The following is a 26,621-nucleotide window of genomic DNA, read 5'->3' on the forward strand; positions in this document are numbered from 1 at the left end:
GGGGTGGGTATAACTTAAGAAGTTAGCGTTATAGTAATAAGACTATCAGTGGCGTGGCCACCGTCACTTAACCTACACTGACTTATGGAAATATCTGAGAAGATACAAACATTAATGCGTTTTCTTGCCACAACAATTGAAAAAACAGAAATGGTACCTAAAAAAGCCCTCCCCTATAACATCCCGAGTTACCGACATGAAAATCAACTAAAAAACTTTACGAAGAAGGTCAAATTTATTAAGAAATTGCATTGAATATACGCTGAAAAAGGACAGATACCGAGAGTGCATTTAGACTTAGAGTTTTTGCGAAACAACAAATAAAAATCAAGTTTTATGGATCATTTGATTGGGGTACTTATAGGACTTTCAATGTTCCTCCTCTATCCCATAATTGAATACTTAGGGAAAAGAGGGTTTTCAAAAAATGAAGGAGATCCTGAATTATGGTATTTGCAAGACTATGGATTTAGATTAGTGATTAGAAGTCTTCCAAAAAAAATTATGCTTTTTGATTTAAAGTATAAATCACGAATAAGAAAAGTAATACCCACAACAAGAGATTCTTCAGTTTCAACCTTAGATGAAGAAATACTTGTAAATTCAGAGGATTTCTTCCTTTTACCAGGTTATGACCAAGTAATTCTTTCATTCCAATTAATAAGAAGTGAGGGTATTCCATACCTGATTCGCACTAATAAAAATGAGGGAGAACAAAGTAAATTCAAACTAGATGATATTGATTACTTAGTATGTGATTATACTGCTCATGTAGATAACAGATTTCATTTTGATGTTTTTGTTGGAAGGAGAGTCGAGATAAAAAAAGCTGATTTAAAAGAGTATCTAAATAGAATTGAAACTAATAATCAAGAACAATCAATGAAACTAAGAGAAATCATCAACATTGAATAGAAAAAGAAGGTAAACACCCAGAAAAGGATGAAATATTTATAGCCAGACCATTGTAACGGTGCTAAGTGTTTAGGAAGGTGATTTTTGCTTTGTTGACTCGGGAGGCTTTCGTATGGATAGAAACCAAAAGCTGGAGTGTGAGTTAACTATCCGAGAAGGAAAAGTCATGTGGGATTTACACAGCATCTCCCGCCCCTATTGGATTAAAGAAGAAATAGGCCAATGAATATTTTTCAAAGTGCTATTGTGGTAGCTGGCTCACTACTCTTCGCCTGTAGTACCCCTTCGCCCCCCGAATATTCTGAGCAAGCTGACTTGCCAAAAGAAGAGTATCCGGTTGCGCTGCGCGAAGGAATAACCATTGAGAAATTTGCTTCTCCTCAGCGCGGAGGTATCCGAATCAACTACGATTCAGTTACCAAAAGTATTCTCTACAATACCAAGCAGGGCGATGTTTATCAGCTCAGCCAAGATGGAAAATCAGAAGAATTAATTGCTACGGCTGAAGGTCACGGGATCACTAGCTTGCAGGGCTTTCGCTTATATGGCGACTTACTATTTCTGGTAGGGAACATCCCGTCAAATAGTGACAAAGGGACTAAGGGCAAAGTTGTTCGGGGGACTCGGCAACCCGATGGCAAATATCATTTTGAATCAGTTGCTGTTACTGAAGACTACGGGCGCACGGCAACCATCTACAGCCATGAATTTAACGGTATTGCCGTTGATTTGGACGGAAAATACATCTACGTAAACAGCGGGGCCCGAACCGACCACGGCGAAATACAAGATAACGATGGGGAGTATCCAAATGCCCGGGAAGTACCGCTTACTGCTTGCATTTTTCGCTTACCGGCTGATGGTAAAGATATTTTGCTAAAAAATGATTCGTCGTACTTAGCAACAAACGAATACTTGTTTTCCGACGGAGTGCGTAATGCTTTTGATCTGTATGTTTCGCAAGAAGGCAAGCTGTTCGGAGTTTCCAATTCGTCGGACTACGATCATCCCGAAGAAATGAACTGGTTTCGGGCGGGGCGGCATTACGGTTATCCCTGGGAGATGGGTGGGGTTTTGAACCCTCAGCAGTTTCCTGACTGGGACCCTGATCCTGAGAAAGATCCATTTATTAATCCCATGTCCTTTGCTCACCGAGGGAAACAGTTTCGTAATGATCCCGGCTTTCCACCCAAACCTGCCAACGTAGAGTTCGTTCCCGCCATTCAGAATCACGGCCCTGATGCCAATATCTATCGCGACCGGGAAACCGGACTGGTTATGGATGCCGATACTACCGGAGTTACCGTTGGCACATTCACCCCCCACCGCTCACCTTTGGGCTTATTCTTTGATCGGGATAGCCTGTTGGCTGATCCGTATCAGGGCGATGCCTTCGTGCTAAGTTGGTTCGATGGTGTAACCCAACCGTTAATGAGACCTTTTTCATCGCTAGGCGCAGACCTGCTACATTTGGAGCTAACTTACGAATCAGATATTGACAACTATTCCGTCCGTAGCCATCGCATTGTTGACAGATTTCAGGGCCCAACTGATGCCGTTCAGGTAGGCGAACACATTTACGTAATTGAAAACCGAGGCAGTATCTGGAAAATCACGATGCCATCCAGCTCTACCCTCGCTCTGAACTAAACATTATGAAATACTTCCTTTTTCTAGGGCTACTCGGAGCAGTAGCTTGTCATTCCTCTGACCATACCTTCTACGCAAACTTCCAAAAAGAATCACTATCCGATGCTTTTAGCTGACCATCCAGCATTGATCCAACCGTAGATTTTCAGCGATATATATTTTATGTACAGTCTAAAGCGAATGCCACTCAGGCGGAATTTTGGTTGCAACCCGCTGAAGGACAAGCTGCTTCTTTGAAAGAGATCATGATTAATCCGGCAACAAGCGACCAAGAGGTAAAACAGTGGGCCGATAGCGTTTACCAAACTATTCCTTCCGTCATCTTCTCACCGCCCGAAGACCGATTTCAATATCTGGATAAAACGATAACTGCTCTCAGAAATGGTGAAAAAGTACGAGTAGTTATGCTGGGAAACTCGATTATTAACGATACCGGAAACTCCGCCTGGGAAGCATTGGTAGAGGACATGTACCCGGGAGCTGATCTGGAAGTAATTACTTCAGTGCGCGGTGGCACCGGATGCACCTACTACCAGCACGAAAATCGAATTGATACTTTTGTAGTACAGTACCAGCCTGATTTACTCATTATCGGCGGTATTTCTCACCTGAGCGATACCGCCGCAATCCACAGCGTGATTAGGCAAGTACGCGAGCGCATGGAACCTGATCCGGAAATTATGGTAATGAGTGGCCCGGTAGGTCGCGATGATGATCCACGTACCAACCCTGAGTTTACGCTAGAACCATCACCAGATGATTTCAGAACTCAATTAGCAGAAATGTCAGAAGATGCTCAAGTAGAATACTTTGATATGAAATCAGCCTGGGGCAATTATTTATCTCAAACCCACGCATCCTACGACTATTTTCTCCGCGACCCGGTACACGCTAATGTTCGCGGTAGGCAAGTGCTTGCCCGGTTATTGGAGGCTTACTTTGAATCGGATAGAAATAATCTGTAGGAACGTCATTAACGACGTTCCTACGTTGGTAATTTTATTGTGCCTCTATCTTAGCATTCATGCGTTTGCGCTCGGTTTCATCCAGATAAATCTTCCGCATTCGGATGGACTTAGGTGTAACTTCTACGTACTCATCCTTTTGAATATATTCTAGGGCTTCTTCTAGTGAGAATTCCTTCTTGGGAGCAATTTTGCTGTTATCATCTGAACCAGAGGCTCGCATGTTGGTCAACTTTTTTCCTTTCAGAATATTGATCACCAAATCATTACCTCGGGTGTGTTCACCAATTACCTGCCCCATGTAAATTTCTTCACCGGGATCAACGAAAAATACTCCTCGGTCTTGCAATTTGTCAATTGAGTACGGCGTCCCTACTCCCATATCCATTGAGATGAGTGAACCATTAATTCGTCCGGGTACCGGGCCTTTGTAAGGTTCGTAAGCTTTAAATCGGTGGGTCATCACCGCTTCCCCAGCAGTAGCCGTCAGCATCTGGTTCCGCAGACCGATCAAACCCCTAGCCGGAATACCAAACTCTAGGTGCTGCATATCACCCTTGGGCTCCATAATTAGCAACTCACCCTTACGCTGAGTAGCCAGTTCAATCACTTTACCAGATACGGTGTCAGGTACATCCACTACCATTGTTTCAATTGGCTCGTGGCGTACTCCATCTACTTCCTTAAACAGCACTTGGGGCTGCCCTACCTGAAACTCGTAGCCCTCGCGACGCATGGTCTCAATCAGCACCGCCAAGTGCAAAATTCCCCGCCCGTACACTAAGAAACGATCTTCCGAGTCAGTTTCTTCAATTCGTAAGGCTAAGTTCTTCTCCGTTTCTTTGAATAGGCGATCCCGCAGGTGACGAGAGGTCACAAACTTACCTTCTTTTCCGAAGAAAGGGGAATTATTAATCGTGAAGAGCATACTCATGGTGGGCTCATCAATGGCAATGCGGGGCAGTGGTTCCGGCTCTTCAAAGCTGGTGAGGGTATCGCCAATCTCGAAGTCTTCCAGACCAACTACAGCGCAAATATCGCCACTCTGTACTTCGCTTACTTTGGCTTTTCCTAAACCTTCAAACACCTGAAGTTCTTTAATCTTTACCTTCTTAATGCTATCATCGCGTTTAGAGAGTCCCATTGTAGCACCTTCCTCTAACTTACCCTGATACACCCGTCCAATGGCAATCCGACCAACAAAGGAAGAAAAATCCAAGGAAGTGATTTGCATTTGAGGAACACCTTCCCGCTGGGGTGCTTCGGGAATATGCTCCAGAATAGCATCCAGCAGTGGAGTGATATTATCGGTGGGTTTCTGCCAGTCGGTAGACATCCAACCCGCTTTGCCCGAACCGTAGAGTGTGGGAAAATCCAGTTGCTCTTCGGTAGCATCCAGGTTAAACATTAGGTCAAACACCTGCTCGTGTACTTCGTCAGGGCGGCAGTTAGGCTTATCCACTTTATTGACAACCACAATCGGCTTTAATCCGAGGGATAATGCTTTGCTTAGTACGAAACGAGTTTGGGGCATTGGCCCTTCAAAAGCATCAACTAGCAGTAATACGCCATCCGCCATTTTCAACACTCGTTCTACCTCACCACCAAAGTCGGCATGACCGGGAGTATCAATAATATTGATCTTTACATCTTGGTAACGTACCGACACGTTCTTCGACGTGATAGTAATTCCGCGTTCCCGCTCTAGATCGTTACTATCCAGAATTAGCTCACCCGCTTCTTGATTCTCCCGGAAAATTTTAGAGGCGTAAATAATTTTATCTACCAGGGTAGTTTTCCCGTGGTCTACGTGGGCGATAATTGCCACATTGCGTATGCTCTGCATGTAAATTGTATTCGTTTTCCCAATAAAGCGCAAAGATAGGGAAATAGGTTCGGGAAAGGCTCAGTCTTTCTTTAAAGATGAAGTCCTAGCCGTAATAAATTGCTGCAATATGGTATGAATCATCTCCTTTTTTCGGCTGGGACTGCTTGTTTTGCTACGAAACTGAACAGCTAGTTGTACCTTGTCAGCACTTACGCCCTGCAAACGAACTTTCACTTTAGCGATGTTCGTATGCGAATGAAAAGGTTGAAGGCTTTCTTTTATTTGGGTTTCCCACTCAGTAATATCTCCTACCGCATCCGGATGAAGTTCAACCGGAACTTCTATCAGCTCACCCTTCTGCTGATTGTAGTTAATTACATCGGCTGCAAATACCGTATTGTTTGGAATGATGATGTGGTTTTCTTCTTCATCTTCCAAATACACATTGCTCAATGTAATGTCTTTAATCGTTCCTTCGTGGGCACCAATTTTCACCCGGTCGCCCAGTGCTAATTGGTCCGACATCATGTTGATTAATCCATTTACGGTGTTAGAAATGTAGTCCTTGGTCAACAACACCGTAGCCACGGCTACTAGACTAAACGTACTAAAAAAGTCATTCCACTCTAACTCAAACAATAAAAATCCACCGACCACAATTACAGTAATATTGAGCAAGGTAGCGATCCGGTTAATGGCTAGTACAACGTTACTCTCGCGAGAACGCTCACTTCTCTGACGGATGTAAACTGCCACCAGAATGATTCGAGCCAGGGAGATCAGCAAGTTAGAAGTCAGAATAAACAGTAAGGCTCGGAAGACCCGGGCTACAGGGACGGCCAAATCTGGATTATTCGCCGTAAAAAAACTGATCCAATAATCGTAGCGAATATTGGTGTAGATAAGTCCGGCAACCAGCAGCAGCTTCAGCAAGAAGCTAATTCGCTTACGATTTTCTTTCTTTACTAGCTGGGCTTTTTGTTGACTAACCGCAGATAGCTTATTCATAAGGCATATTTTTCATGTAGTGACAGACGATATACGCACACCCTCCAACAAAGTTCTCTACGGTATATCTATTATTTATCCCTCATCCAAAACATTTAGGGGGGTGAATATCAGTCTGACGCAATGGTATTACTATAATATTTTGAGGTTGAGACGCTTATGACCTTGTTAGGCGAGCACGTATTCCACTTACATGAGGCTTGCTGCGGAGTAGTTGTATGTTTTGTAGCTAACAATCACTTTTGTAAGAAAATTAGTAATGCCTATTCATCAACCTACAATAGCACTCAGCTTATTTGGTTGTTTAAATGTACGTCAGCCAAGGCTGTCCACTAGCTTTTTGGCAAACTCCGTAATCTCGATCATTTTAGTGGGAAAATATTTATTTTTAGCACGTAAAACACGCTATTGTATCAATAGTATAGTAAAATTGGCAGAGTGTAGGTAGAAAAACAAATTATTCTGCTTATCGTAACTTTACCAAGACAAAATGCTAACTCAGCAGTATCGCTGATTAATGTGTATATTCACCGTAAGGGTGATAGAGCACCGCAACCGCGTTTTTTCTGCCACCCAATAAAGTCGCTGTTCGTTAAGGTTGTACGTTTTAATTGCGAGCGTTTTTAATTGATTTATTACATCGATAAGGCTGCGCCCAATGCGCCTAATCTCTTGGTTCAGCCTTGCGTAATTTCACATGACCGATTTAACAGGTAGACCATGAAGAAGCTATTTATTGTATTAGGGGGATTTTTTCTATTGCTGCTGGCAGCAGTATTTATTCTACCCATCATATTTAAAGATGATATTCGCAAGATCGTAGATCAGGCTATTGCCGAAAATGTGAATGCCGAAGTATACTACGCTCCCGAGCAGTTCAAACTTTCTTTAATCAAGAATTTTCCCAATGCTACCGTTTCTCTAGGCGACTTTGGGGTAGTGAACCGAGCGCCTTTTGCCGGAGACACTCTACTGGCGGTAGATGAGTTTAATATCTCCGTTGATATTATGAGCATTGTCTTTGGCGGTCAGCCTCGCATCAGTGGTATTGTTTTAAACCAGCCAAACATTCACGTGCAGGTGCTGGAAAACGGCGTAGCGAACTACGACATTGCCATCGCCTCCGAAGACACAACAGTAGTAGAAGAAGATACCTCTTCGAAGGAAGTGTCGTTTACGGTAGATCACTGGGAGATTAATGAGGCCAATGTGGTGTATGAAGACCTTACGATGCCAATGTATATGGCTATTGAAGGGATGAATCACGAAGGGAGCGGGGATTTCACCCTGGATGTGTTTGATCTGGAAACGCTCACCGAAGTGAAAAGTCTCACGGTGAATTACGACGGGGTAGAGTACCTAAGTAACAAAAAACTAATGGCAGACATGACTCTAAACATGAATCTGCCGGAGGGAAGATACACGTTTAAAGAAAACTCCGTAGCCGTCAATGACTTCACCCTGGGTTTTGATGGTTTTGTAGCGATGCCCGGCGACGATATTGATATGGACATTACCTTCGCTGCCCAGGATAATACGTTCAAAAGCTTACTTTCGCTCGTGCCCGGCGTGTATATGGAAGGCTTTGAGCAGGTGAAAACCGAAGGGGAACTAGACTTTAACGGTTTTGTAAAGGGTATTTTCAACGAGGAATCTATGCCGACCTTTCAGGTGAAACTACTCACCCAAGACGCCATGTTTCAGTACCCTGATCTGCCTACAGCGGTTACCGATATTGATGTAGATCTGCTGATTGATAATGCCGATGGAAACCTCGATAACACGGTAGTTAATCTTAAATCATTCCACGCCGACCTGGGAAGTAATCCGCTAGATGCTCGCTTCTTACTGAAAGGGTTAGCCAGCTATACCATTGATACCGAGGTATCAGCTAAGCTCAACTTAAGTGAACTGAACCAGATGTTCCCGATAGATAGCTTGGAGATGCGTGGTATCTACAACGTTAACTTGGTAGCTAACGGTACTTACGATAGCGTGAGTAACCAGATTCCCCAGATTGATATGGCTATGAGTATGCAAGATGGCTACATCAAACAGGCGGAGTATCCACCCCTAGAAAATATCAGCTTCACCTCTACTGTAAAAAACGAAAGTGGCCAGTTAGCTCAAACCGACGTTCAGGTCAACGATTTTGACATGACCTTAGCGGGAGAGCCTTTCCAAGCCAATTTATTTCTCACCAACTTAGATGATTACACCTGGGACTTAACTGCCAATGGTACGGTAGATTTAACTAAAGTTACCCAATTGTACCCGATGGATGGGATGAACTTAGCCGGAATTATCACTGCCAATGTTCAATCAAAAGGAAAATTATCTGACGTGGAAGCCGAACGTTACGCCCAGTTGAAAACCAGCGGCTCGGCCACCATTAAAAATTTTAACTATACTGCCAAGGATTTTCCTCAAGGCTTTACTATTGCCAATGCTGAGGCTACGTTCAATCCCGAGCGGGTTACGCTAGCGAGCTTTGAAGGTGCGGCGGGCCGAAGCGATATGCGGATGAACGGCTACTTGGCAAACTATTTAGGCTACGCGCTTACCGAAGGTGAAGTGCTACGGGGTCAGCTAGATTTTAAATCAGGCAAACTAGATTTAAACGAATGGATGACTGACGAGGAAGTGGAGGTATCCGAAGACACTACCGAAGTTGCAATGGAAGTGGTAGAAGTACCTAAAAATCTGGACTTAGTGCTTAATTCTAGTGTGGCGGAGGTGCTGTACGACAATATGACTTTACAAAGCCTTGACGGAAAAATCACCGTTCGCGATGGTGTAGTCCGCATGAATAATCTGAACTTTAATTCGCTCGGCGGGCAGTTTGCCATGAATGGCTCCTACAACACCCAAGACATAGCACGTCCTTCATTTGATTTTGATCTGAACATCCAGAACGTAGCCATTAGCCGGGCTTACACTACTTTCAATACAATCCAGACGTTGGCTCCGGTAGCCGAAAAAATGGACGGTGATTTCTCTACCCGGTTTAAAATTGGTGGCTTGCTAGGTTCAGATATGTCGCCCCTGATGAATACACTGGATGGTAAAGGAATTATCCAGATAGCCGATGCTGCCGTTAAAGATTCTAAGTTGATAGGGGCGATTACTACCATTACCAAGCTTAGTAATACCGACAATGTATCGCTGAAGGATGTAGACATTCGAGCCGAGGTGCGTAGTGGCCGAGTGTACGTTGAGCCATTTGATGTGAACATTGGTAATTTTAAAACCGTGATTGCCGGAAGCAACGGCATTGACGGTAGCATTGATTACTTAATGAAGATGAACGTTCCTGCCGGAACAGTCGGCACAGCGGTAAATAGTGCTATTGCCAAATTCGCTGGTAGCGACGAAACTATTTCCTCCAACATCATCCTCAACCTAAAAGTTACCGGAAATTACGAAGATCCCAAGGTACGTCTAGCCGGAACCGAAGCCGGAGGTGGCGGAAAATCTAGCGTTCAGGCCGCCGCCAAAGCCAAAGTAGAGGAACAGGCTCAGGAATTGAAAGAAGAAATAGCCCAACAGAAGAAGGAAGCGGAGGACGAAGTGCGTCGTAAAGCTGAGCAAGCTAAAAAAGAAGCAGAAGAGGCTCGCCGTCGAGCCGAACAGAAAGCCAAGGAAGAAGCCGAACGTGCCAAACAAAAAGCGGAAGAGGAGGCGAAAAAAGCAACCGAGGAAGTGAAAGAAGAAGCTAAGAAGAAGCTAAAAAAACTTTTCCCGCCTCGTTAGAAGAAAATTTTCTAGCAGCATTGTATACTTATTCAAGAGGCTCACAATCCAGTATGGTGAGCCTTTTTCTTTTGCCCAGGAGCTAAAATGCCGTATATTCAACTTTTCAAATACACATCTATCCTATGAAAACCATACTTACCTTCGTTGCCATAATTTTTTGCACTATGTCCGCATCTGCCCAACAGTCTAAAGTCGCCATTGCTATTCACGGCGGGGCGGGAACCATTCTGCGGGAAAATATGACTAAAGAACGAGAGGCTGAATATCGGGCTAAACTGGATGAAGCCCTTAAAGCGGGATACGAAATACTGGAAGCCGGAGGTACCAGTCTGGATGCTGTAGTCGCTGCTATTCAAATTATGGAGGAATCGCCACTATTTAATGCCGGAAAAGGTGCTGTGTTCACTAACGATGGCAAGAATGAGTTAGATGCGGCTATTATGGATGGTAAAACCCGTAACGCGGGAACGGTAGCCGGAATTTCTACCGTGAAAAGCCCAGTAGCCGCCGCCCGACTGGTGATGGAAAACTCTCCCCACGTGATGATGATTGGTGCTGGTGCCGAGCAGTTTGCCCGAGAACAGGGTTTAGAAACCGTTGATCCTTCCTACTTCTACACCGACCGTCGCTTCGAGCAGTTGGAAAAGATTCGCAATACTGAAAACTCTCAGTTAGACCACGATGGCGACGAGAAATCTGAAGATAAAAAGCAAGGATATTTAGATAAGCACTTTCCCGATCGCAAATTCGGAACGGTAGGGGCGGTTGCTTTGGATCAGGACGGAAACATTGCCGCGGCTACTTCTACCGGAGGTATGACGAATAAGCGCTACGGCCGAGTGGGTGATGTTCCGATTATTGGTGCGGGAACTTACGCCGATAATGCTACGGCGGCTATTTCCGCGACTGGGCACGGTGAGTACTTTATCCGCTCGGTAGTCGCTCACGATATTGCGGCCATTATAAAGTACCAGAATAAATCAGTACAAGAAGCAGCCAATACCGTAGTGAAAGACAAATTGGTAGAAATGGGCGGTGGCGGTGGCGTGATCGCCATTGACGGTAAGGGAAACATCGCTATGCCATTCAACACCAAAGGCATGTACCGCGGCTCCATTGATACCGAAGGCAAAGTATACATCGGCATTTACGAAGATGAGCAGCCTTAATTTTGGTGATTAATGACTAATGATTGATCATGAGTGGCAGGTAAAATTTGGCATATCTAGAAGATAAATATCCCTACGTTATACCTTAGAAGCGATTTCCCCAGAATTCGCTGAGCCTTCCAGGCTGGGCCTCGTCCGGCAAGAATATTCTTCTGTTGTCCCCAAGTTAAACTGTCAGTACATAGAGAGGTTAGAAGCATAGAATGGGAAATGGACAAAAGACAAAAGCTATGTTTACGGTCTCCTGACTCCGGTTTTCCAGTCTCCGCTATACAGAGCTAACGCAACTTCTCATTCTGCTGGTGGCGGTCACTATCGCGCTGGGTTTTCTTCGCCATATTTTTCTGGAAGACTTCGGTGAGGTTTACTCCGGTTTGGTTGGCAATGCAGGTTAGTACCCACAGTACATCAGCTAATTCATCGGCCAGTTCTTTTCCTTCGTCTGATTTTTTAAACGATTGTTCGCCGTATTTTCGGGACATCAAGCGGGCGACTTCGCCTACTTCTTCGGTGAGAATAGCCATGTTGGTCAATTCACTGAAGTAACGTACTCCAGTGGTGTTAATCCACTCATCTACTTGTTGCTGCACTTCGGCTAGAGTTATGTCTTTCATTGTTAATATATTTTAACTCTTCAAATTACTAATCTGTCTGCAAAGGCTAACGAAGGTCGTTCACAACTCTCCATCTTGCTAACCATAAACCTCCCGTCCATTCTGATCTACTTTTTGTCTTTCGTGTCAATGATTATGGTAACTGGACCATCATTGAATAATTGCACTTTCATGTCGGCACCAAACTCGCCAGTTTGTACGGGCTTTTCTAACAGATCATTAGTTGCCTTTATAAACTTTTCGTACAGCGGAATGGCCGTATCAGGTTTAGCCGCTTTGATATAAGAGGGACGGTTACCCTTTTTGGTGCTGGCGTGAAGAGTAAACTGACTAACAACTAGCATTTCACCGCTTACATCCACCAGACTACGATTCATTACCCCCGATTCATCGCTAAAAATACGCAGGTTAGCAATCTTCCGGCTTAACCAATCAATATCTTCTTGACTGTCCGCCTCCTCAATTCCTAGCAACACCAGCAGTCCAATATCAATTTTCCCACTTATACGTCCGTCAATAGTTACTGAGGCTTCGCTTACTCTTTGAATAACGGCAATCATGATTCGCTGGCTTCGTAATCAGCCAATACTTGAATTTTGTCAGATTCAAAAATATAGCGTCCCTCCAGCTCCTTCTTGGCCATACGGTACATAGCACTGGCTACGTCTTTTCCTTCAATAGGTCGGTATTTTCCTAACGCTCCGATCATCAGGGGTGAGATGCTACCCATCACAATCTGAGCTACTTTTTCTCCGGTTCGCTGCTCGTCGCGCTCACCCATTAGCAGTGATGGGCGAAACACGTGAAAGGCAGAAAATTTCAGTTTGATGATTGCCTGCTCAGTTTCTCCTTTTACCTGATTATAAAAAATCGCCGATTTAGCATCCGCTCCCATAGCCGATACTAACAGGTACTGCTGCGCTCCCTTTTGGCGAGTAATTTCAGCTATTTTCAGCGGATAATCATAATCTACCTCCCGGAAGGCTTCTTTCGATCCGGCCTTTTTCATAGTGGTACCCAGGCAACAGAATACGTCAGTTACTGTATCTGGTATATCATCATCCGACAGTTTACTGTAATCGGTAATTATCGTCGTTACCCGCTTGCTAGAAGTTTCAACTTTACGACGACTCAGTATCGAAATTTTCTGGTAATGCCGTCCGCGAATTAGTAGTTGGAGTAATTCATTGCCAATTAGGCCGGTGGCCCCGGCGATAAGTGCGTGTTTTTGGCTCATGGTGTAGTTCCTAAAGTACGTTGAAAAAATCGCTGCAAGTCGGATGTAGTTGGTTGAACGGCCCGGTCTTGCTGCTGAATTAGAACAGTATCGTTTTCTTTATATACTCGATACGAAAAAATGTAGTCTTTCGTTAAATCAAACCATCCGGTGGTAATTCCGAATCGGAGATCGGAAAATTGTACACCTTCATTCAGCGGTTGCACCGCGTAAAACCCTTCGGTAAAATTGATTAAACCGTCTAATTCCTTCTTAGCTTCAGATGATTGTAAGTAGGGTTGCAGTAACTCCGCTTGCCGGGGAATGGATTTAAATTGTATAGTACGGTCATCGTCTAACAGCGAATAGTAACCAACCTGATACTGATCTTTCTCCTTCACGATTACTGACCATAACACACTATTGAAGAACGTAGGCGAAGTCAGGAATTTCCCGTAGGTGGATTGTTCGGTCAGATTTTCTCGCACCACTTGCTGAACGTGCAGTTTGACAATAACGGTTAGCACCAGATAAGAAGAACTCAGTAGTAACGCCCACCGATTGATTTGCTTTCTGCGTGGTGAATTTCGAGACAGAAATAGTATCGCCAACGTACCGATAAGCATCGGCAATGTATACAATGGGTCAATGATAAAAATGGTGCGCCAAGCTACCCGCACATCGCTAAATGGGAAGAATAGCATGGTGCCGTAGTTGGTGAAAGAATCTAACAAGGTATGGGTAACTAAGGCGAAAAAGAATAGCCAAGACCAGTCTTTCCAGCTGGCTACTGTTTTGCTGCGGTGCAGCCGCCATACTCCGTAACCAATAATCGGTGCCAGCAACGTGAGCACCAAAAGTGAGTGAGAAAATGTACGGTGGATTAATACTCCCTGCACATCGGATAAAAAAGGGTTGAGCAGTACATCCAAATCAGGAATGGTACCACCGATGGCTCCCCACACTACTGCCCGGTTACCAACTTTGCGGCCCAGTACGGCTTCACCTACCGAAGCTCCTAATACTAGTTGGGTAAGTGAATCCAATCGTTACGCGCTGGTTATGGCCAGCCAACTGGCAATTTCTCTCGAGAACTCTTCCTGAATAGCTTGGGTGCGGTCGCGGGCGTACCACAGTTGTAACTGCTCCGACCATTCGGAGTAATGATCGCGAAACTTATCGCCGTAGCGTTCTTTAAATTCGTCGAACAGTTGCTGGGCTGCCTCAGGGCGAGGCCCCCAAGAACCCAATGTTTCTAATTCTTCGTTGAGGCAGATTAGCTTGGGGATGGAACGACCTCCATTGGTCAGATACGCATCCATCACTTCTGGGTGTTCATCCCGCAGCAGTATGTGAAGCTGGATATTAGGCGACACTTCAGCCATTTGAGCAATTACTGGAACACTCTGAGCCGCATCACCGCACCAGCCTTCAGTTAGCAATACCCAAACCCAGGATTGATTTACTTTTTCTAGTTGAGCGATCAGTTCTGGCTGTAGCTTGGTGGTCTTCTCCACCCGGCGCATCCGGCGCACGTTAAGTTCGGTATACTTAACGTATGACTCGCTCTGATTTGGCCCGGTAGTTTTACTTTGATCTAAAAGATTATCAATAAGTTGGCGATAGGCCGAATACGACATACCTGCCTCCAGATGTTGTGGTTTGATTACGTTTGACATGCTATCCTTAACGAACCGGCTGAGCGTAGGTTTTTTCCCACTCCTCAAATTTTTCTACATCACCCCGCACTGAGTTTAAAATCCAGAGTAATACAGTAATATCATCCATAAAACCCAGTACCGGAATAAAATCAGGAACTAGATCAAGGGGTGAAACGAAGTAAATAACTCCGGCCGTAATGAGTAGCAGGCTTTTCCAAGGGGTGAACTTATAATTTCCCGCTTGGTACGATCGGATCATCCGCACAAAGGTGTTTGCCTGATTCTTCAACGTTTGCATTCCTTCGGTATCATCACGCAACTCCTTTAGTTTATCCATTGCCGCATTTGCTAAATTGCGTAAGCGTTTGGGGTCCTCTAAAATGCCTTTAGCTCGCCGTTTTGCTTTCTTAAAATACGCATTGTCGGTGGTGTAAGCTTGATCAAAAAATGCCATAATAATAAAAGTGTTATAGTTCTTGGTGTTAGAGTGTTATGGTGTTCTAGTGTTTATGTGTTCAAGATTACTGTACATTGGCACTTTAACACCATAATACTATAACACTATTAAAGTTGAAAAAAGAACGAATGTTTAACCAAATTGTGATTAGAATAACGCTCGCACTTCTTTTTTTACTTCAAATAGTGCTTGAGCAATAGGGTTAACCTCCTTCTGAGACTGAATTTCTAGCGTTTTCTTGGCCAAATCTAAGGAACGAGCCTCGGCGGGAAGCGTGTCGGCGGCTTGGTTCACAGTAGCGATTATATCTTCTACCGCCTGGGTGGTTAGCTGCCAAGCCTGATCGCCTACGTAAATTTGCTGCGACAGATTATGATTGTACTCTTCTCGAACACTGGTAGTTAGCACATGCTGAAACTCTTTAGCCGAATAGTTGCTATCGTTCAGGCGCAAAATCAAATTGTTGGGAGCAATCCGTTCCAGTAGCAAACTTAACCGTTCGTAGGCTTGCAAACGAATAGGTAGCGTGGTTTCTGCTCCTTTTACCTTTAGGTCGGCCATGCGCTCGGCTATATCTTTATTGAGAAAAGACTTTACCGTAAGATACATAGCGTACAAAACTGCTGCTGCCGGAAGCAGTATTTTAATGAACTCAATGATGACAGAATCGTTCATACATTCGTATTATCAAGCGTGTAGGGTAAAAGTAGGCTTTCTAGACCATACAGAGCAACAACTCTTAGCTCGATGTACAGATTATTTATCTTTTTGCATTAATTTTTGTTCGTTATGATACCAGTTTCTTTGTCTGACCGAGCACTTGAGGAAGTAAAGAATACACTAACCCATAAAAATATTCCACCGGGCTACGGGTTGCGAGTGGGTATAAAGGGTGCGGGTTGCGCAGGTATTTCGTATATTTTAGGCTTTGACCAGAAATCAGAGAAAGACATGGAATACAATTTAGAGGGTGTTCCTTTATATGTAGCCAAAAAAGACGTGATGTATTTATTAGGTGTGCAGGTAGATTTTTACGAAGGAAACGACGCGCGCGGTTTTACTTTTGTAAAATCATGAGTCTAAACCGGGATTCACAAAATTTTGCAAGATGAATAGAATTTGAATACGTATGAACTACCCCCAAAATATTAAAGTTACGGTAGATGCAGTAGTGTTTACCGACGATCATCAGGAAGTGCTACTTATTCAGCGTAAGAATGATCCGTTTCAGGGGCAGTGGGCGCTACCAGGCGGTTTTGTGGAAGACGACGAAGATTTGGACACCGCCGTAGCCCGGGAACTAGAAGAGGAAACTGGAGTAGACACGGACAAATTTTACCAAGTGCATACTTTCGGTAAACCCGATCGCGACCCACGCGGACGAGCTATCTCAGTGGCTTATTATACTATCGTACGAAAAGAAGATTTCCAACCAAAGGCCGCTACCGATGCGAAAGATGTTCGATGGTTTTCGCTAGAAAACTTACCAACACTAGCCTTTGACCACGCTACTATCCTTCAGCAAGCTCGTAAAGCTCTAAACCAGTATCCGTACAAATAGAAAAAGGAGGCGAAAACACCTCCTTTAACTTCTTCTTTTCAGTACTTATGCGACAGGTTTTATGCTTCTTGGGCTGCCTCAAACAGAAACCAGGTACGCTCCTCAGTCTGATCAATGTATTCTTCTAGCAAACTGGTAGTGGCCACATCATTTACGTCACTAGTAACGGCGTGCGCGGCTCGCATTCGGGCGGCAACTTCTTTGTTCTCGTTCATCAGTTCCAGTAGCATGTCCCGCGATTCTACAAAATCCCGGTCATCGTCTTTTACTTGCTGCAATTGAGCGATATGCCCGACCGAGCGCAATGTAGTACCTCCTACCTTACGAACCCGTTCAGCCAAAGGATCTACCACTGCCAAAATCTCAGCAGCTTGCTCATCAAACATCAGGTGATAATCGCGAAAATGCGGCCCAGCTAGGTGCCAGTGATAATTTTTTGTTTTTACGTACAGAGCCAAAGCATCCGCAATAATGGGATTAATAGCTTTAGCAATTTGCTCTCCAACTCCATCTTCCAAATCAGAAGGAGTGGCCAGTCGCTTATATGGTGTAACTAAGTCCATAACTTATTAATTAAATTTAGTAAAGAAATATTCTTGGTTCTTGATTTAAGAACGTGTTAGATAACCGTAGTGTTTACACTTTAGGGCAATTTGTAATTGATATAGATTGCTGAAATGGTGAGCCATTGGTCAACGGTTCACAGCTCACAATTATCAGTCATTCCATTGCTTGTTCTGCTTGAAAAATCTTCAGAAGATGCTCTAATAGGAGTGAGCCATGTCGGTAGGTGTTACAATGATGTAATCGGCCACACCCTGTTTTTCTTCCTCTAAACTATCTAACGTAGTTTGTTCTACACTAGAAACGGTTTTTATGTTCAAATCAGGCGAGTACTGCTTTAAATACCAGTAAATTCCCTCAAAATTATCGCTGTGGTAGGAGCCATTTAGGTGCAAGAATACTCCTTCACGCTCAATATTCTGCCGAATGAAGTGAGCCATTGTAGCGTCCTTTATCGCTTGGGCTTGTACCATTTTTTCACCACTCATGCCCCCGTGGCTGACGTTTCCCCCCATCATGTTCAGCATGTTTTGATAGCCGGGTAATGTAGTATCAATTTCTACTGGCAACGGAGCAATCCACTTCTTGGCCTGATCAGCCACACTATCTAACTTTTCTATTCCCTGCCGAGCAACCAAACTGGCGTAGCGACGGGGAATATTGGTGGCAATTACCGATACACCATTTTTCTTAGCAAAAGCTACTATTGGCTCGTAGTCGGTACGGTAGTTATCCCAGAGTTTTGCCTCCTGGACAAAATGCCGCTGCTCAATGGTTCCAGCCAGATATTCATTTACCAGTAGCTGATTATCAGCTTCTAGCATTTCTAAACCCAGTACCAAATTACTATCCTGAGCGTACAAATCTTTGGCAACTTGTAGCTCCAGCCAGTGAACTAGCGCGTTATTGTGAAGTTCGCCAAACAGCACTACATCGGCACTATCCAACGTATTTACCATTGACTCGTAAGAAACTTCGACTCCACTCCCATCAAAAATTCGGTACGCTGGTTTATCCATCACCAAAAGTTGCGTTGTCAAAATCAGACTAAGTACCCAATTTATCATGAGCGTTCCTCTCGTAAAGTAACACAGGCCCGACGGCATACCCCGCCCAATGGTGGGTTAAACTTAGAAACCTGCACCTCTACCGCATCTACCTGCGGAAATTGGTTGAGCACTTGTTGAATAATCCGGTGAGCAATATGCTCTAGCAGTTTAGCGGGCTGCTCCATTTCTGCTTTTACCGTTTGGTACAGTTTGGCATAGTCAATCGTCTCTTTCAGCTTATCGTGAACAGCCGCGTTCATCACATTAGCTTCTACAATTACGTCTACATTGTAGCGATTTCCGGTTTTCCGTTCCTCTTTGTGGTAGCCGTGGTACGCAAAAAACTCCAACCCCTCTAGCAGTATTTTCGCCATAGATTCAGTAGTTAGTCAATTTCATCGAAAAACGATTTCTTGGTAGACCGAGCCGTACTCACTGGTTGAGATACTGGTTCTGGCTCCTCCTCTATTCTTTCTTCTTCTTCAGATTCTTCCTGAGGTGCAGAAGCGTCAACTACAGGAAGTTGAGTTATGGGTTCGGGTTCAGCAGCTATTTCACTTTCCGGTTCTTCTTCAACAGAAGGTGATGACATAGATGATATGCTTTCTTCAGTTGGCTCCGACTTAAGAGCAGGAGAAGGTATCTCCGAAATTTTTCTCTCAAACTCTGAGGTTTGCTGGGATATGAAGGCATAATACTCTTCTTTGATCGCTGAGGCTTCAGGACCAGATGATTTATCTCCCGAAGTGCGTCGCTCACTAGCTCGTTCGGCAGTTTGCAGGGCTTTCTGAGCCGCATTTTCTAATTGAAATACTAAATCATCGTACTGATTTTCGGCAGCCTGATGGCGTTGCTTCAATTCCTGCAACCGTTGCCCCATTTCGTCAATAATGCTCTTCGATCTGGCTTTGGCATGCTCTAAAATTTGGTGAGCCTTCGCTTTGGCTTCATTTATAACTTCTTCACCCTTAAGTTGAGCCTCACGTATCTTCAGTTCGGCAGTTTTATTGGCCTGCTCTACTAAATTTGCTCCGGTATCTTCCGCCGTTTTAAGCGTTTTATACAGCGAACTTTCTACCTCCCTCAATTTTTCCACCTCTTTTTGCGAAGCGTCTAACCGATAACGCATTTCTCGGTTATCTTCCAAAATACGCTCCCATTCCTGCGACATGGTTTGCAGAAATGCATTGACTTCATCTTTATCGTACCCACGAAAGTTGCGTTCAAACTCTTTCTGTCGTATTTCGGCTGGGGTGATTTTCATAGTGTTAGTGTCTTAGTAGTAGATTTATTCAACTGGACGGCCATTCCATCTTCCATACGGATATGGTTCGATCATCGCTGGCAGAGACAATTGGCTGATGTAACCCATCTTGGGAGTAATTTAGCCACAGCAAACGGTTAACCGACGTTCCGTGTCCGGCGTGCCTTGCTTTGTCAATAACCTTTAATAACTGAAAACGTTCGGCATCCCATATTTTCACTGATTTGTCCATGCTACACGTAGCAAAAAGTCGGCCATCAGGTTGAAAATCAATATGATTGATCGCATACATATGCGCTACAATACTTTCGTGAAGTTCATAATTTTTTTGGGTATCCCAAATTTTCAGGTGGGCATCTCGGCTTCCCGACAGCAGAAATCGCTGATCTGGGGTAAACTGCAACGTAAAAACTGAGTTCTGGTGAGCGTTTATTGTTCTTTTCAGTTGATAGGTCGTCAGATCATAAATCCTAATAGAATTATCGCTATATCCTACTACTAATTCGTGGTTTTTAGGGTGAATGGCAATGCTACGGGCTCGTTCGGTTGAATCTTGTATGTGATGCAGAATTGCCAATTTCTGATAGTGTAGTACGGCGACTTGCCCATCGCTGGTAGCCACAAAAATACGATCCCGGTAGGTTTTAATATCGAAAATAGAGGCCTGAGTCATTTTTAATGATCCCAACGCTTTATTCTGTTCCAGATCAACAATATGAACACCTTCGTAATTTTGCCCAACAATTAAATGATTGAAATGCTTATTGAAGTGCAAAGCATATACCGAGGCTTCTACTTTGGCAATTACTTTTCCCCGCTCAGGTTCTTGCAAATCCCAGCGGACTACCATACCATCGCCGCCACCCGAAATGAATACTCCAGGCTCTGCAGTAGGAGCTAGTGTATAAACACAGTCGTTATGCCCTCGCAGGGTGTGAATCTTTTGTACATTTGGTCGGTTCATCATACGTCATTCAACCTAATTATGGCATTAGTAAAGTTAGAAAAGGTTAACCAGAATTCTTCCTGGGCTCTCTGGAAGATTGACGAAGACTTTAATCATTTAGTTCAGCAAACTCGACTTCATTCTGATGATTTGAGTGAGTTAGAAGATATTCATCATCCTAGAAAAAAACTAGAATGGTTATCGAGCCGAGCCGCTCTAAGTACTCTACTACAAGCTGAAAACTATGCTGATTTCCGAATCTGGAAAGATGAAAAAGGGAAGCCATACCTGCTAGATAACAGCTATCACATTTCTTTAGCTAACTCTTTTCCCTACGGAGCAGCTATTATTCATCGGCACCAACCTGTAGGCATTGATATTGAGAAACCTTCCACCAAACTACTACGAGTAAAGCACAAATTCCTCAATTCTAGCGAAGCTGAAGAAGCTCTGGATAATTTAGATAAGCTTTGTATCTATTGGGCTGTTAAAGAGTCATTGTATAAACTTTATGGCCGGAAGCAATTAAGTTTGAAACAAAATATTAAAGTTGGTTCTCCAACCAATCGACCGGTTTTGGCATCTATACTTTTAGAAGATCAGACTACCGAATTCCGATTAGATACATTCCTTTGGGACGAATTTTACGTTGTATTCAGCCATATTGATTAGCCATATTCTTATTTGCCCATGAACCTTACTTGTATCTTACATTGTTATCTTAGCAAAGCAATATTTTTTCTATTTTTGTTATAAAGATAGGGTTATGCTGAAGGTTATTTGCAATACGGTCGTTGGGTTATTCATAGGTACACTAAGCACATCATCGTCCTTTCAGTCCGATCAAATTCAGGATTTTACCTTACCTAATGTGGTTAGCGGTACTGATTTTTCTTTATCGCAATACAAAAATGCTGGTGCTGTTGTCATCATTTTCACTAGCCTGTACTGTCCCTATGCCAAATTTTACGAAGATCGAATTTCCAGATTGACCGATGTGTATCGTAATAACTCAAATATTCGTATTGTGCTAATCAGTCCTAATAATCCAGCTAAGAGTCGAGCTGATGCTGTGGAAAACGTTACCAATACTGCCAAACGTCGTCAATTGGGTGTTCCGGTTTTAATAGATCAATCCCAACAAGTTGCTGATTTACTTGGTGCAGCCAAAACGCCGGAAGCCTTTGTACTCACTCCTCACCAGGGCTCTTTCCGAATTGCTTACCAGGGGGCTATTGATGATAATCCTCAAGTTGAAAAAGATGTTCGGCACCATTACCTCCAGTCAGTTATCGATGCTGTATCTCAACGCCAGCCTATCGTTACTAGTAACACTCCAACCACGGGATGCATGATTAAACGATAGTGCTAAGAATGCTCTTGTAGTATTTCTTTCAGATACGATAAGAAGTCAGCCGAAAATTCTTTACGTTTTAGCGCAAACTCTACGGTTGTCTTTAAGAAGTCTAGCTTGTTTCCAATGTCGTACCGCTTTCCTTCAATGGTATTAGAGATGAGCATCTCTCGCTTCATTAACAAATGTAAAGCATCCGTCAATTGCACCTCATTGCCTTTTCCTTTTGGGGTATTTTCTATAGCGCGAAAAATCTCGGGAGTCAAAATATACCGACCAGCAATTGCTAAGTTAGAAGGAGCCTGCTCGGGCGAAGGCTTTTCTATTAAGCTTTGCACCTCTACTAACTTTTCACTAATGTTTTTCCCTCCAGCAATACCGTAACGCGAAACTTTGTCTTTGGGCACTTCTTCCACCGCGATTATAGAACAGCGATACTGCTCATAAGTATCTATTAGTTGTTGAGTTACCGGAATCACCGAACTTACGACCGTATCACCAAGAAGAACCGCAAACGGCTCATCGCCCACGTGTTGCCGAGCGTGATAAATTGCATCTCCCAAGCCGTTTACCTCTTTTTGCCGAATATAGTGAATGTTAGCCATATCGGCAATTCGCATCACTTCATTGTAGAAGCTTTCATCTTCCTTCTGAGCCAAGCGAGACTCCAACTCATAGTTTCGGTCGAAATGATCTTCAATTGTTCGTTTGCCTTTTCCTGATATAATTAAAATATCATCAATCCCCGAATCTACTGCCTCCTGTACCACATACTGAATAGTAGGAGTATCAATAATGGGGAGCATTTCTTTCGGTTGAGCCTTGGTAGCTGGCAAAAATCGGGTTCCTAAGCCCGCCGCCGGAATAATTGCTTTTCTAACCATAATCTAAAATATATAGGGCTTTATTACCCGTGCGTTGATTTTTTTGAGTTCTACTACCAATTTATTTAGTACTTCATCGTCTTTATACACTCCAATAATAGAACCGCCTGAACCCGTAAATTTAGCCGAAGCTCCGCAGCGACGAGCCGTAGCGATAAGGTCTTTATTACTGTCGCTGATATTCATGATCTTACATCGTAGATCAAAATTCTCGTTCATCAGCTCATGCAGTGCTTTCTCATCCTGCTTTAGAATAGCTTCCTTTCCTGCTTCCGCTAAAGAAGCCATTTCATTAATTGTTTTTATAACCTCTTTGTCGCCCTTATCAAATCGGGCACGAACATCGTTAAACACGGCACCTGACACTTTCCCCAAGTCAATTTTATACGCCATGTATAGCTTGGGCAGCAGCGCAGGATCGAGTCGCTCGTAATTTCCTCGCCTCTGCTGCTGCATAGTTTCTTCATTGAAATCCATGTACACACAGCCTTCGTAGACTTGCGCTACCCGATCTTGTAAACCCGCGTTGATACCTAACTCATCCATTTCGGCCGAAAGAATTAGCGTTGGTAATATTTCTACAGGTATTTCCACCTGATAGTATTCCATTAATGCTCGCATGGTGGCGGTGATGATAGCACTTGAACCAGCCAAACCCACCTGACGTGGAATTGAAGAATGATATCGGATAGTAAAGTTTTTACTAGTTAACCTGATCTGCTGCTCTTCAGCATATTCGCAAAACCGTTTAATGGCTGCCTTGATTAACCTCGAACCTCCGTAGTATCCAGTTAACTTCACTGAATCTACCAGATGATAAATATTCCGATATACGTTAATGTCCTGCTCTTGGGGTTCTATTTGTAGTTCCGGGGAGGGGTAAAGTGAGATTCTTGCTCCGAAATTACGAACAATGATAGATATTGTTTTTCCAAAGTACCCATCAGTAGGATTGCCTAGTAAACCAGCTCGGGCGTAAGCAGTGGTTTCAATAATTCCGTGACTCATATTTGATGTTAACAATGGTCAAATATAATCATAAATCCAACCGAAAATTCTGAAAGAGATCGAATAAAAAACCCACCCTTAAAAAGGTGGGTTTTATTGATAATAAGAAAAAGGCGGCGACCTACTCTCCCTCTGGTGAAGTACCATTGGCGCTGCCGGGCTTAACTGCTCTGTTCGGGATGGGAAGAGGTGATCCCCGGCGCTACAGCCACCTTAAAGTTGTACGAACTTCACATTAACTGCTCGGTTCGGGATGGGAAGAGCCGGGATGGCGATCCATTGATCCCCGACGCTACAGCCACCTTAAGATTTTTCAGGTTGTGGGGTAAGAGGATTGAAGGTGGAAAGGTGCAGTGTAAGTTACTGTTCTTTTTACCACCTAACATCCAATACCCAGTACCTGAGATAGTATTGTTGTGTTATTTAACATGTATATGTAAGAGAATCATCGGTAACGGGGGTGTGTTGAGCAGGAAAGCCGTTCGGGTTATTAGTACGGCTCAGCTGTGCCATTTCTGACTCTATACCTGCCGCCTATCTACGTTGTCGTCTACAACGACCCTCAAGGGAAGCCTCATCTTCAGGCGGGTTTCGCGCTTAGATGCTTTCAGCGCTTATCCCATCCGAACATAGCTACTCGGCACTGCACCTGGCGGCACAACCGATACACCAGCGGTTCGTCCAACTCGGTCCTCTCGTACTAAAGTCAGATCCTGTCAAGCTTCCTACGCCCACCACAGATAGGGACCGAACTGTCTCACGACGTTCTGAACCCAGCTCGCGTGCCACTTTAATGGGCGAACAGCCCAACCCTTGGGACCTTCTCCAGCCCCAGGATGTGACGAGCCGACATCGAGGTGCCAAACCTCCCCGTCGATGTGAGCTCTTGGGGGAGATCAGCCTGTTATCCCCAGAGTACCTTTTATCCTTTGAGCGATGGCCCTTCCATACGGAACCACCGGATCACTATACCCGACTTTCGTCCCTGCTCGGCTTGTTGGCCTCACAGTCAAGCGCCCTTATGCTATTGCACTCCACACACCATTACCAACGGTGTTGAGGGCACCTTGGGAAGCCTCCGTTACCTTTTTGGAGGCGACCACCCCAGTCAAACTACCCACCACCCACTGTTCCCCCGAAAGGGTTAGGCACTAGATAAACGAAGGGCGGTATTTCAAGGGTGACTCCACCATGCCTAGCGACACCGCTTCCTCGTCTCCCGCCTATCCTACACATCGTTTACCCAATGTCAATGGGAAGCTATAGTAAAGGTTCATGGGGTCTTTCCGTCCCGTGGCGGGTAATCGGCATCTTCACCGATACTACAATTTCACCGAGCGCGTGGCCGAGACAGTATCCAGATCGTTGCACCATTCGTGCAGGTCGGAACTTACCCGACAAGGAATTTCGCTACCTTAGGACCGTTATAGTTACGGCCGCCGTTTACTGGGGCTTCGGTTCAATGCGTTGAGGTAAACCTCTAACATCCCCCCTTAACCTTCCAGCACCGGGCAGGTGTCAGGCCTTATACGTCCGCTTTCACGTTTGCAAAGCCCTGTGTTTTTGTTAAACAGTCGCCTGGATCGATTCACTGCGGCTTCTTATCCGAAGATAAGGAAGCGTCCCTTCTCCCGAAGTTACAGGACTATTTTGCCTAGTTCCTTAGCCACGTCTCACTCGAGCACCTTAGTATATTCTACCCGACTACCTGTGTCGGTTTACGGTACGGGTAGCTAGTATCTGATGCTTTGATGGCTTTTCTTGGAAGCAACCTTGCTACTTCGCTTCGCCCGAAGGCTCGGCTCAACGGGCTATTCCGTCTGCCCGTAGCAACCCAGTCGCTCCGTCCCCATCTGGCAATACTAGCTAGTACAGGAATATTAACCTGTTGTCCATTAGCTTCCCCGTTCGGGTACGCCTTAGGACCCGACTAACCCTGATCCGATTAGCGTTGATCAGGAAACCTGAGTCTTTTGGTGGGCGGGTTTCTCACCCGCCTTATCGTTACTTATGCCTACATTTGCTTTTCTAGCTAGTGCACTAAACGTAACCGTTTAGCTTCAACCCCGCTAGAATGCTCCCCTACCACTGTAGTAAACTACAATCCATCGCTTCGGTAATCAACTTGATGCCCGTTTATTATCGATGCCCCGTCGCTCGACCAGTGAGCTGTTACGCACTCTTTAAATGAATAGCTGCTTCCAAGCTAACATCCTGGCTGTCTGGGCAACGAGACCACCTTAGTTCAACTTAGCTGATATTTAGGGACCTTAGCGGATGGTCTGGGTTCTTTCCCTTTCGGACTTGGACCTTAGCACCCAAGCCCTCACTGCCATCGTAATCTAACCGCATTCGGAGTTCATCAGGATTTGGTAGGTTGTGACACCCCCTAGTCCTATTGGTAGCTCTACCTCGGTCAGACATCCGATAACGCTGCTCCTAAAAGCATTTCGGGGAGTACGAGCTATTTCCTGGTTTGATTGGCCTTTCACCCCTACCCACAGTTCATCCAAAGACTTTTCAACGTCTACTGGTTCGGTCCTTCACCCCGTGTTACCGGGGCTTCAACCTGACCATGGGTAGATCACCAGGTTTCGCGTCTACAACGACTGACTAAATCGCCCTATTCAGACTCGCTTTCGCTTCGGTGACGTGCCGTAAGACACTTAACCTTGCCAGCCATCATAACTCGTAGGCTCATTATGCAAAAGGCACGCCGTCACCCCACAAAAGGGCTCCGACCGCTTGTAAG

Annotated in this window: 25 protein-coding genes and 2 rRNA genes (1 of these 27 running past the window's edge); 9 read left to right on the forward strand and 18 right to left on the reverse strand. The window is 44.5% G+C overall.

Going from position 1 to position 26,621, the window contains the following annotated elements:
• Positions 1-336: 336 nt before the first annotated feature.
• The 3 genes from P0M28_RS13445 (at position 337) to P0M28_RS13455 (ending at position 3,530) form a co-directional block, all read left to right on the forward strand.
• Positions 337-915, forward strand: a complete 579-nt coding sequence (locus P0M28_RS13445) for a hypothetical protein (protein WP_302210427.1) — start codon at positions 337-339, stop codon at positions 913-915.
• 222 nt (positions 916-1,137) lie between these two features.
• On the forward strand, positions 1,138-2,565 hold the full coding sequence (locus tag P0M28_RS13450; RefSeq protein WP_302210428.1) for a PQQ-dependent sugar dehydrogenase family protein: 1,428 nt from the start codon (positions 1,138-1,140) through the stop codon (positions 2,563-2,565).
• Positions 2,566-2,798: 233 nt separating this feature from the next.
• The gene (locus tag P0M28_RS13455) at positions 2,799-3,530 is read left to right on the forward strand and encodes an SGNH/GDSL hydrolase family protein (RefSeq protein ID WP_302210429.1); all 732 of its coding nucleotides are present in this window, start codon (positions 2,799-2,801) and stop codon (positions 3,528-3,530) included.
• 34 nt (positions 3,531-3,564) lie between these two features.
• On the opposite strand, the gene typA is transcribed toward P0M28_RS13455, so the two are convergent.
• Both typA and P0M28_RS13465 read right to left on the reverse strand, forming a co-directional pair.
• Entirely contained in the window at positions 3,565-5,376 is a 1,812-nt protein-coding gene (gene typA, locus P0M28_RS13460) for a translational GTPase TypA (RefSeq protein WP_302210430.1), read from the reverse strand.
• A gap of 60 nt (positions 5,377-5,436) precedes the next feature.
• Positions 5,437-6,366: a mechanosensitive ion channel family protein gene (locus P0M28_RS13465; protein ID WP_302210431.1), complete on the reverse strand. Its 930-nt coding sequence runs from the start codon at positions 6,364-6,366 to the stop codon at positions 5,437-5,439.
• Positions 6,367-7,086: 720 nt separating this feature from the next.
• Here P0M28_RS13465 and P0M28_RS13470 point away from each other — a divergent pair.
• Together P0M28_RS13470 and P0M28_RS13475 are read left to right on the forward strand one after the other, a co-directional pair.
• A complete protein-coding gene (locus tag P0M28_RS13470; protein WP_302210432.1) occupies positions 7,087-10,119 on the forward strand; it encodes an AsmA family protein in 3,033 nt (1,010 codons plus the stop codon).
• Between the two features lie 167 nt (positions 10,120-10,286).
• Positions 10,287-11,291 carry an isoaspartyl peptidase/L-asparaginase family protein gene (locus P0M28_RS13475; RefSeq protein WP_302210433.1) on the forward strand — a complete coding sequence of 335 codons (1,005 nt, stop codon included), beginning with the start codon at positions 10,287-10,289 and terminating at the stop codon, positions 11,289-11,291.
• Between the two features lie 278 nt (positions 11,292-11,569).
• Here P0M28_RS13475 and P0M28_RS13480 read toward each other — a convergent pair whose 3' ends face one another.
• The 7 genes from P0M28_RS13480 to P0M28_RS13510 form a co-directional block, all read right to left on the reverse strand.
• Positions 11,570-11,905, reverse strand: a complete 336-nt coding sequence (locus tag P0M28_RS13480; RefSeq protein ID WP_436841387.1) for a nucleotide pyrophosphohydrolase — start codon at positions 11,903-11,905, stop codon at positions 11,570-11,572.
• A 107-nt stretch (positions 11,906-12,012) separates the two neighbouring features.
• Positions 12,013-12,465 (reverse strand): D-aminoacyl-tRNA deacylase, encoded by a 453-nt coding sequence (gene dtd / locus P0M28_RS13485; RefSeq protein WP_302210434.1) that lies wholly within the window; start codon positions 12,463-12,465, stop codon positions 12,013-12,015.
• Positions 12,462-13,142 (reverse strand): oxidoreductase, encoded by a 681-nt coding sequence (locus P0M28_RS13490; RefSeq protein WP_302210435.1) that lies wholly within the window; start codon positions 13,140-13,142, stop codon positions 12,462-12,464. Before P0M28_RS13490 ends, dtd begins: the two co-directional genes overlap by 4 nt.
• Positions 13,139-14,167, reverse strand: coding sequence for a metal-dependent hydrolase (locus tag P0M28_RS13495; protein ID WP_302210436.1), 1,029 nt, complete (start codon positions 14,165-14,167; stop codon positions 13,139-13,141). The genes P0M28_RS13490 and P0M28_RS13495 overlap by 4 nt, the downstream gene beginning before the upstream one ends.
• 3 nt (positions 14,168-14,170) lie before the next feature.
• Entirely contained in the window at positions 14,171-14,800 is a 630-nt protein-coding gene (locus P0M28_RS13500; protein ID WP_302210437.1) for a thioredoxin family protein, read from the reverse strand.
• Between the two features lie 7 nt (positions 14,801-14,807).
• Positions 14,808-15,236 carry a YkvA family protein gene (locus P0M28_RS13505; RefSeq protein ID WP_302210438.1) on the reverse strand — a complete coding sequence of 143 codons (429 nt, stop codon included), beginning with the start codon at positions 15,234-15,236 and terminating at the stop codon, positions 14,808-14,810.
• Between the two features lie 150 nt (positions 15,237-15,386).
• Positions 15,387-15,914, reverse strand: a complete 528-nt coding sequence (locus tag P0M28_RS13510) for a DUF7935 family protein (protein WP_302210439.1) — start codon at positions 15,912-15,914, stop codon at positions 15,387-15,389.
• A gap of 114 nt (positions 15,915-16,028) precedes the next feature.
• Between P0M28_RS13510 and P0M28_RS13515 the strand changes: the two genes are divergently transcribed.
• Both P0M28_RS13515 and P0M28_RS13520 read left to right on the forward strand, forming a co-directional pair.
• On the forward strand, positions 16,029-16,316 hold the full coding sequence (locus P0M28_RS13515; protein WP_302210440.1) for a HesB/IscA family protein: 288 nt from the start codon (positions 16,029-16,031) through the stop codon (positions 16,314-16,316).
• A 52-nt stretch (positions 16,317-16,368) separates the two neighbouring features.
• Positions 16,369-16,800, forward strand: coding sequence for an NUDIX domain-containing protein (locus tag P0M28_RS13520; protein ID WP_302210441.1), 432 nt, complete (start codon positions 16,369-16,371; stop codon positions 16,798-16,800).
• A gap of 59 nt (positions 16,801-16,859) precedes the next feature.
• On the opposite strand, the gene P0M28_RS13525 is transcribed toward P0M28_RS13520, so the two are convergent.
• The 5 genes from P0M28_RS13525 to P0M28_RS13545 form a co-directional block, all read right to left on the reverse strand.
• Complete coding sequence (locus P0M28_RS13525) at positions 16,860-17,363, reverse strand: Dps family protein (protein WP_302210442.1); 504 nt, start codon at positions 17,361-17,363, stop codon at positions 16,860-16,862.
• A gap of 201 nt (positions 17,364-17,564) precedes the next feature.
• Positions 17,565-18,404 (reverse strand): ChaN family lipoprotein, encoded by an 840-nt coding sequence (locus P0M28_RS13530; RefSeq protein ID WP_302210443.1) that lies wholly within the window; start codon positions 18,402-18,404, stop codon positions 17,565-17,567.
• Positions 18,405-18,427: 23 nt separating this feature from the next.
• Positions 18,428-18,787: a dihydroneopterin aldolase gene (gene folB / locus P0M28_RS13535; protein WP_302210444.1), complete on the reverse strand. Its 360-nt coding sequence runs from the start codon at positions 18,785-18,787 to the stop codon at positions 18,428-18,430.
• Positions 18,788-18,798: 11 nt separating this feature from the next.
• A complete protein-coding gene (locus P0M28_RS13540; protein WP_302210445.1) occupies positions 18,799-19,677 on the reverse strand; it encodes a DivIVA domain-containing protein in 879 nt (292 codons plus the stop codon).
• A gap of 28 nt (positions 19,678-19,705) precedes the next feature.
• A complete protein-coding gene (locus P0M28_RS13545; RefSeq protein ID WP_367281911.1) occupies positions 19,706-20,644 on the reverse strand; it encodes a WD40 repeat domain-containing protein in 939 nt (312 codons plus the stop codon).
• 18 nt (positions 20,645-20,662) lie between these two features.
• Here P0M28_RS13545 and P0M28_RS13550 point away from each other — a divergent pair, with 18 nt between their 5' ends.
• Both P0M28_RS13550 and P0M28_RS13555 read left to right on the forward strand, forming a co-directional pair.
• Complete coding sequence (locus tag P0M28_RS13550) at positions 20,663-21,295, forward strand: 4'-phosphopantetheinyl transferase family protein (protein WP_302210446.1); 633 nt, start codon at positions 20,663-20,665, stop codon at positions 21,293-21,295.
• Positions 21,296-21,389: 94 nt separating this feature from the next.
• Positions 21,390-21,989: a redoxin domain-containing protein gene (locus P0M28_RS13555; protein WP_302210447.1), complete on the forward strand. Its 600-nt coding sequence runs from the start codon at positions 21,390-21,392 to the stop codon at positions 21,987-21,989.
• A gap of 2 nt (positions 21,990-21,991) precedes the next feature.
• On the opposite strand, the gene galU is transcribed toward P0M28_RS13555, so the two are convergent.
• The 4 genes from galU to P0M28_RS13575 form a co-directional block, all read right to left on the reverse strand.
• A complete protein-coding gene (gene galU / locus P0M28_RS13560; protein WP_302210448.1) occupies positions 21,992-22,861 on the reverse strand; it encodes a UTP--glucose-1-phosphate uridylyltransferase GalU in 870 nt (289 codons plus the stop codon).
• A 3-nt stretch (positions 22,862-22,864) separates the two neighbouring features.
• On the reverse strand, positions 22,865-23,869 hold the full coding sequence (locus P0M28_RS13565) for a mevalonate kinase family protein (RefSeq protein ID WP_302210449.1): 1,005 nt from the start codon (positions 23,867-23,869) through the stop codon (positions 22,865-22,867).
• A 108-nt stretch (positions 23,870-23,977) separates the two neighbouring features.
• Positions 23,978-24,085, reverse strand: a 5S ribosomal RNA gene (rrf, locus tag P0M28_RS13570).
• Between the two features lie 253 nt (positions 24,086-24,338).
• Positions 24,339-26,621, reverse strand: a 23S ribosomal RNA gene (locus tag P0M28_RS13575) (it continues 548 nt past the right edge of the window).

It is taken from the genome of Tunicatimonas pelagia (assembly GCF_030506325.1).
Lineage (GTDB): Bacteria > Bacteroidota > Bacteroidia > Cytophagales > Cyclobacteriaceae > Tunicatimonas > Tunicatimonas pelagia.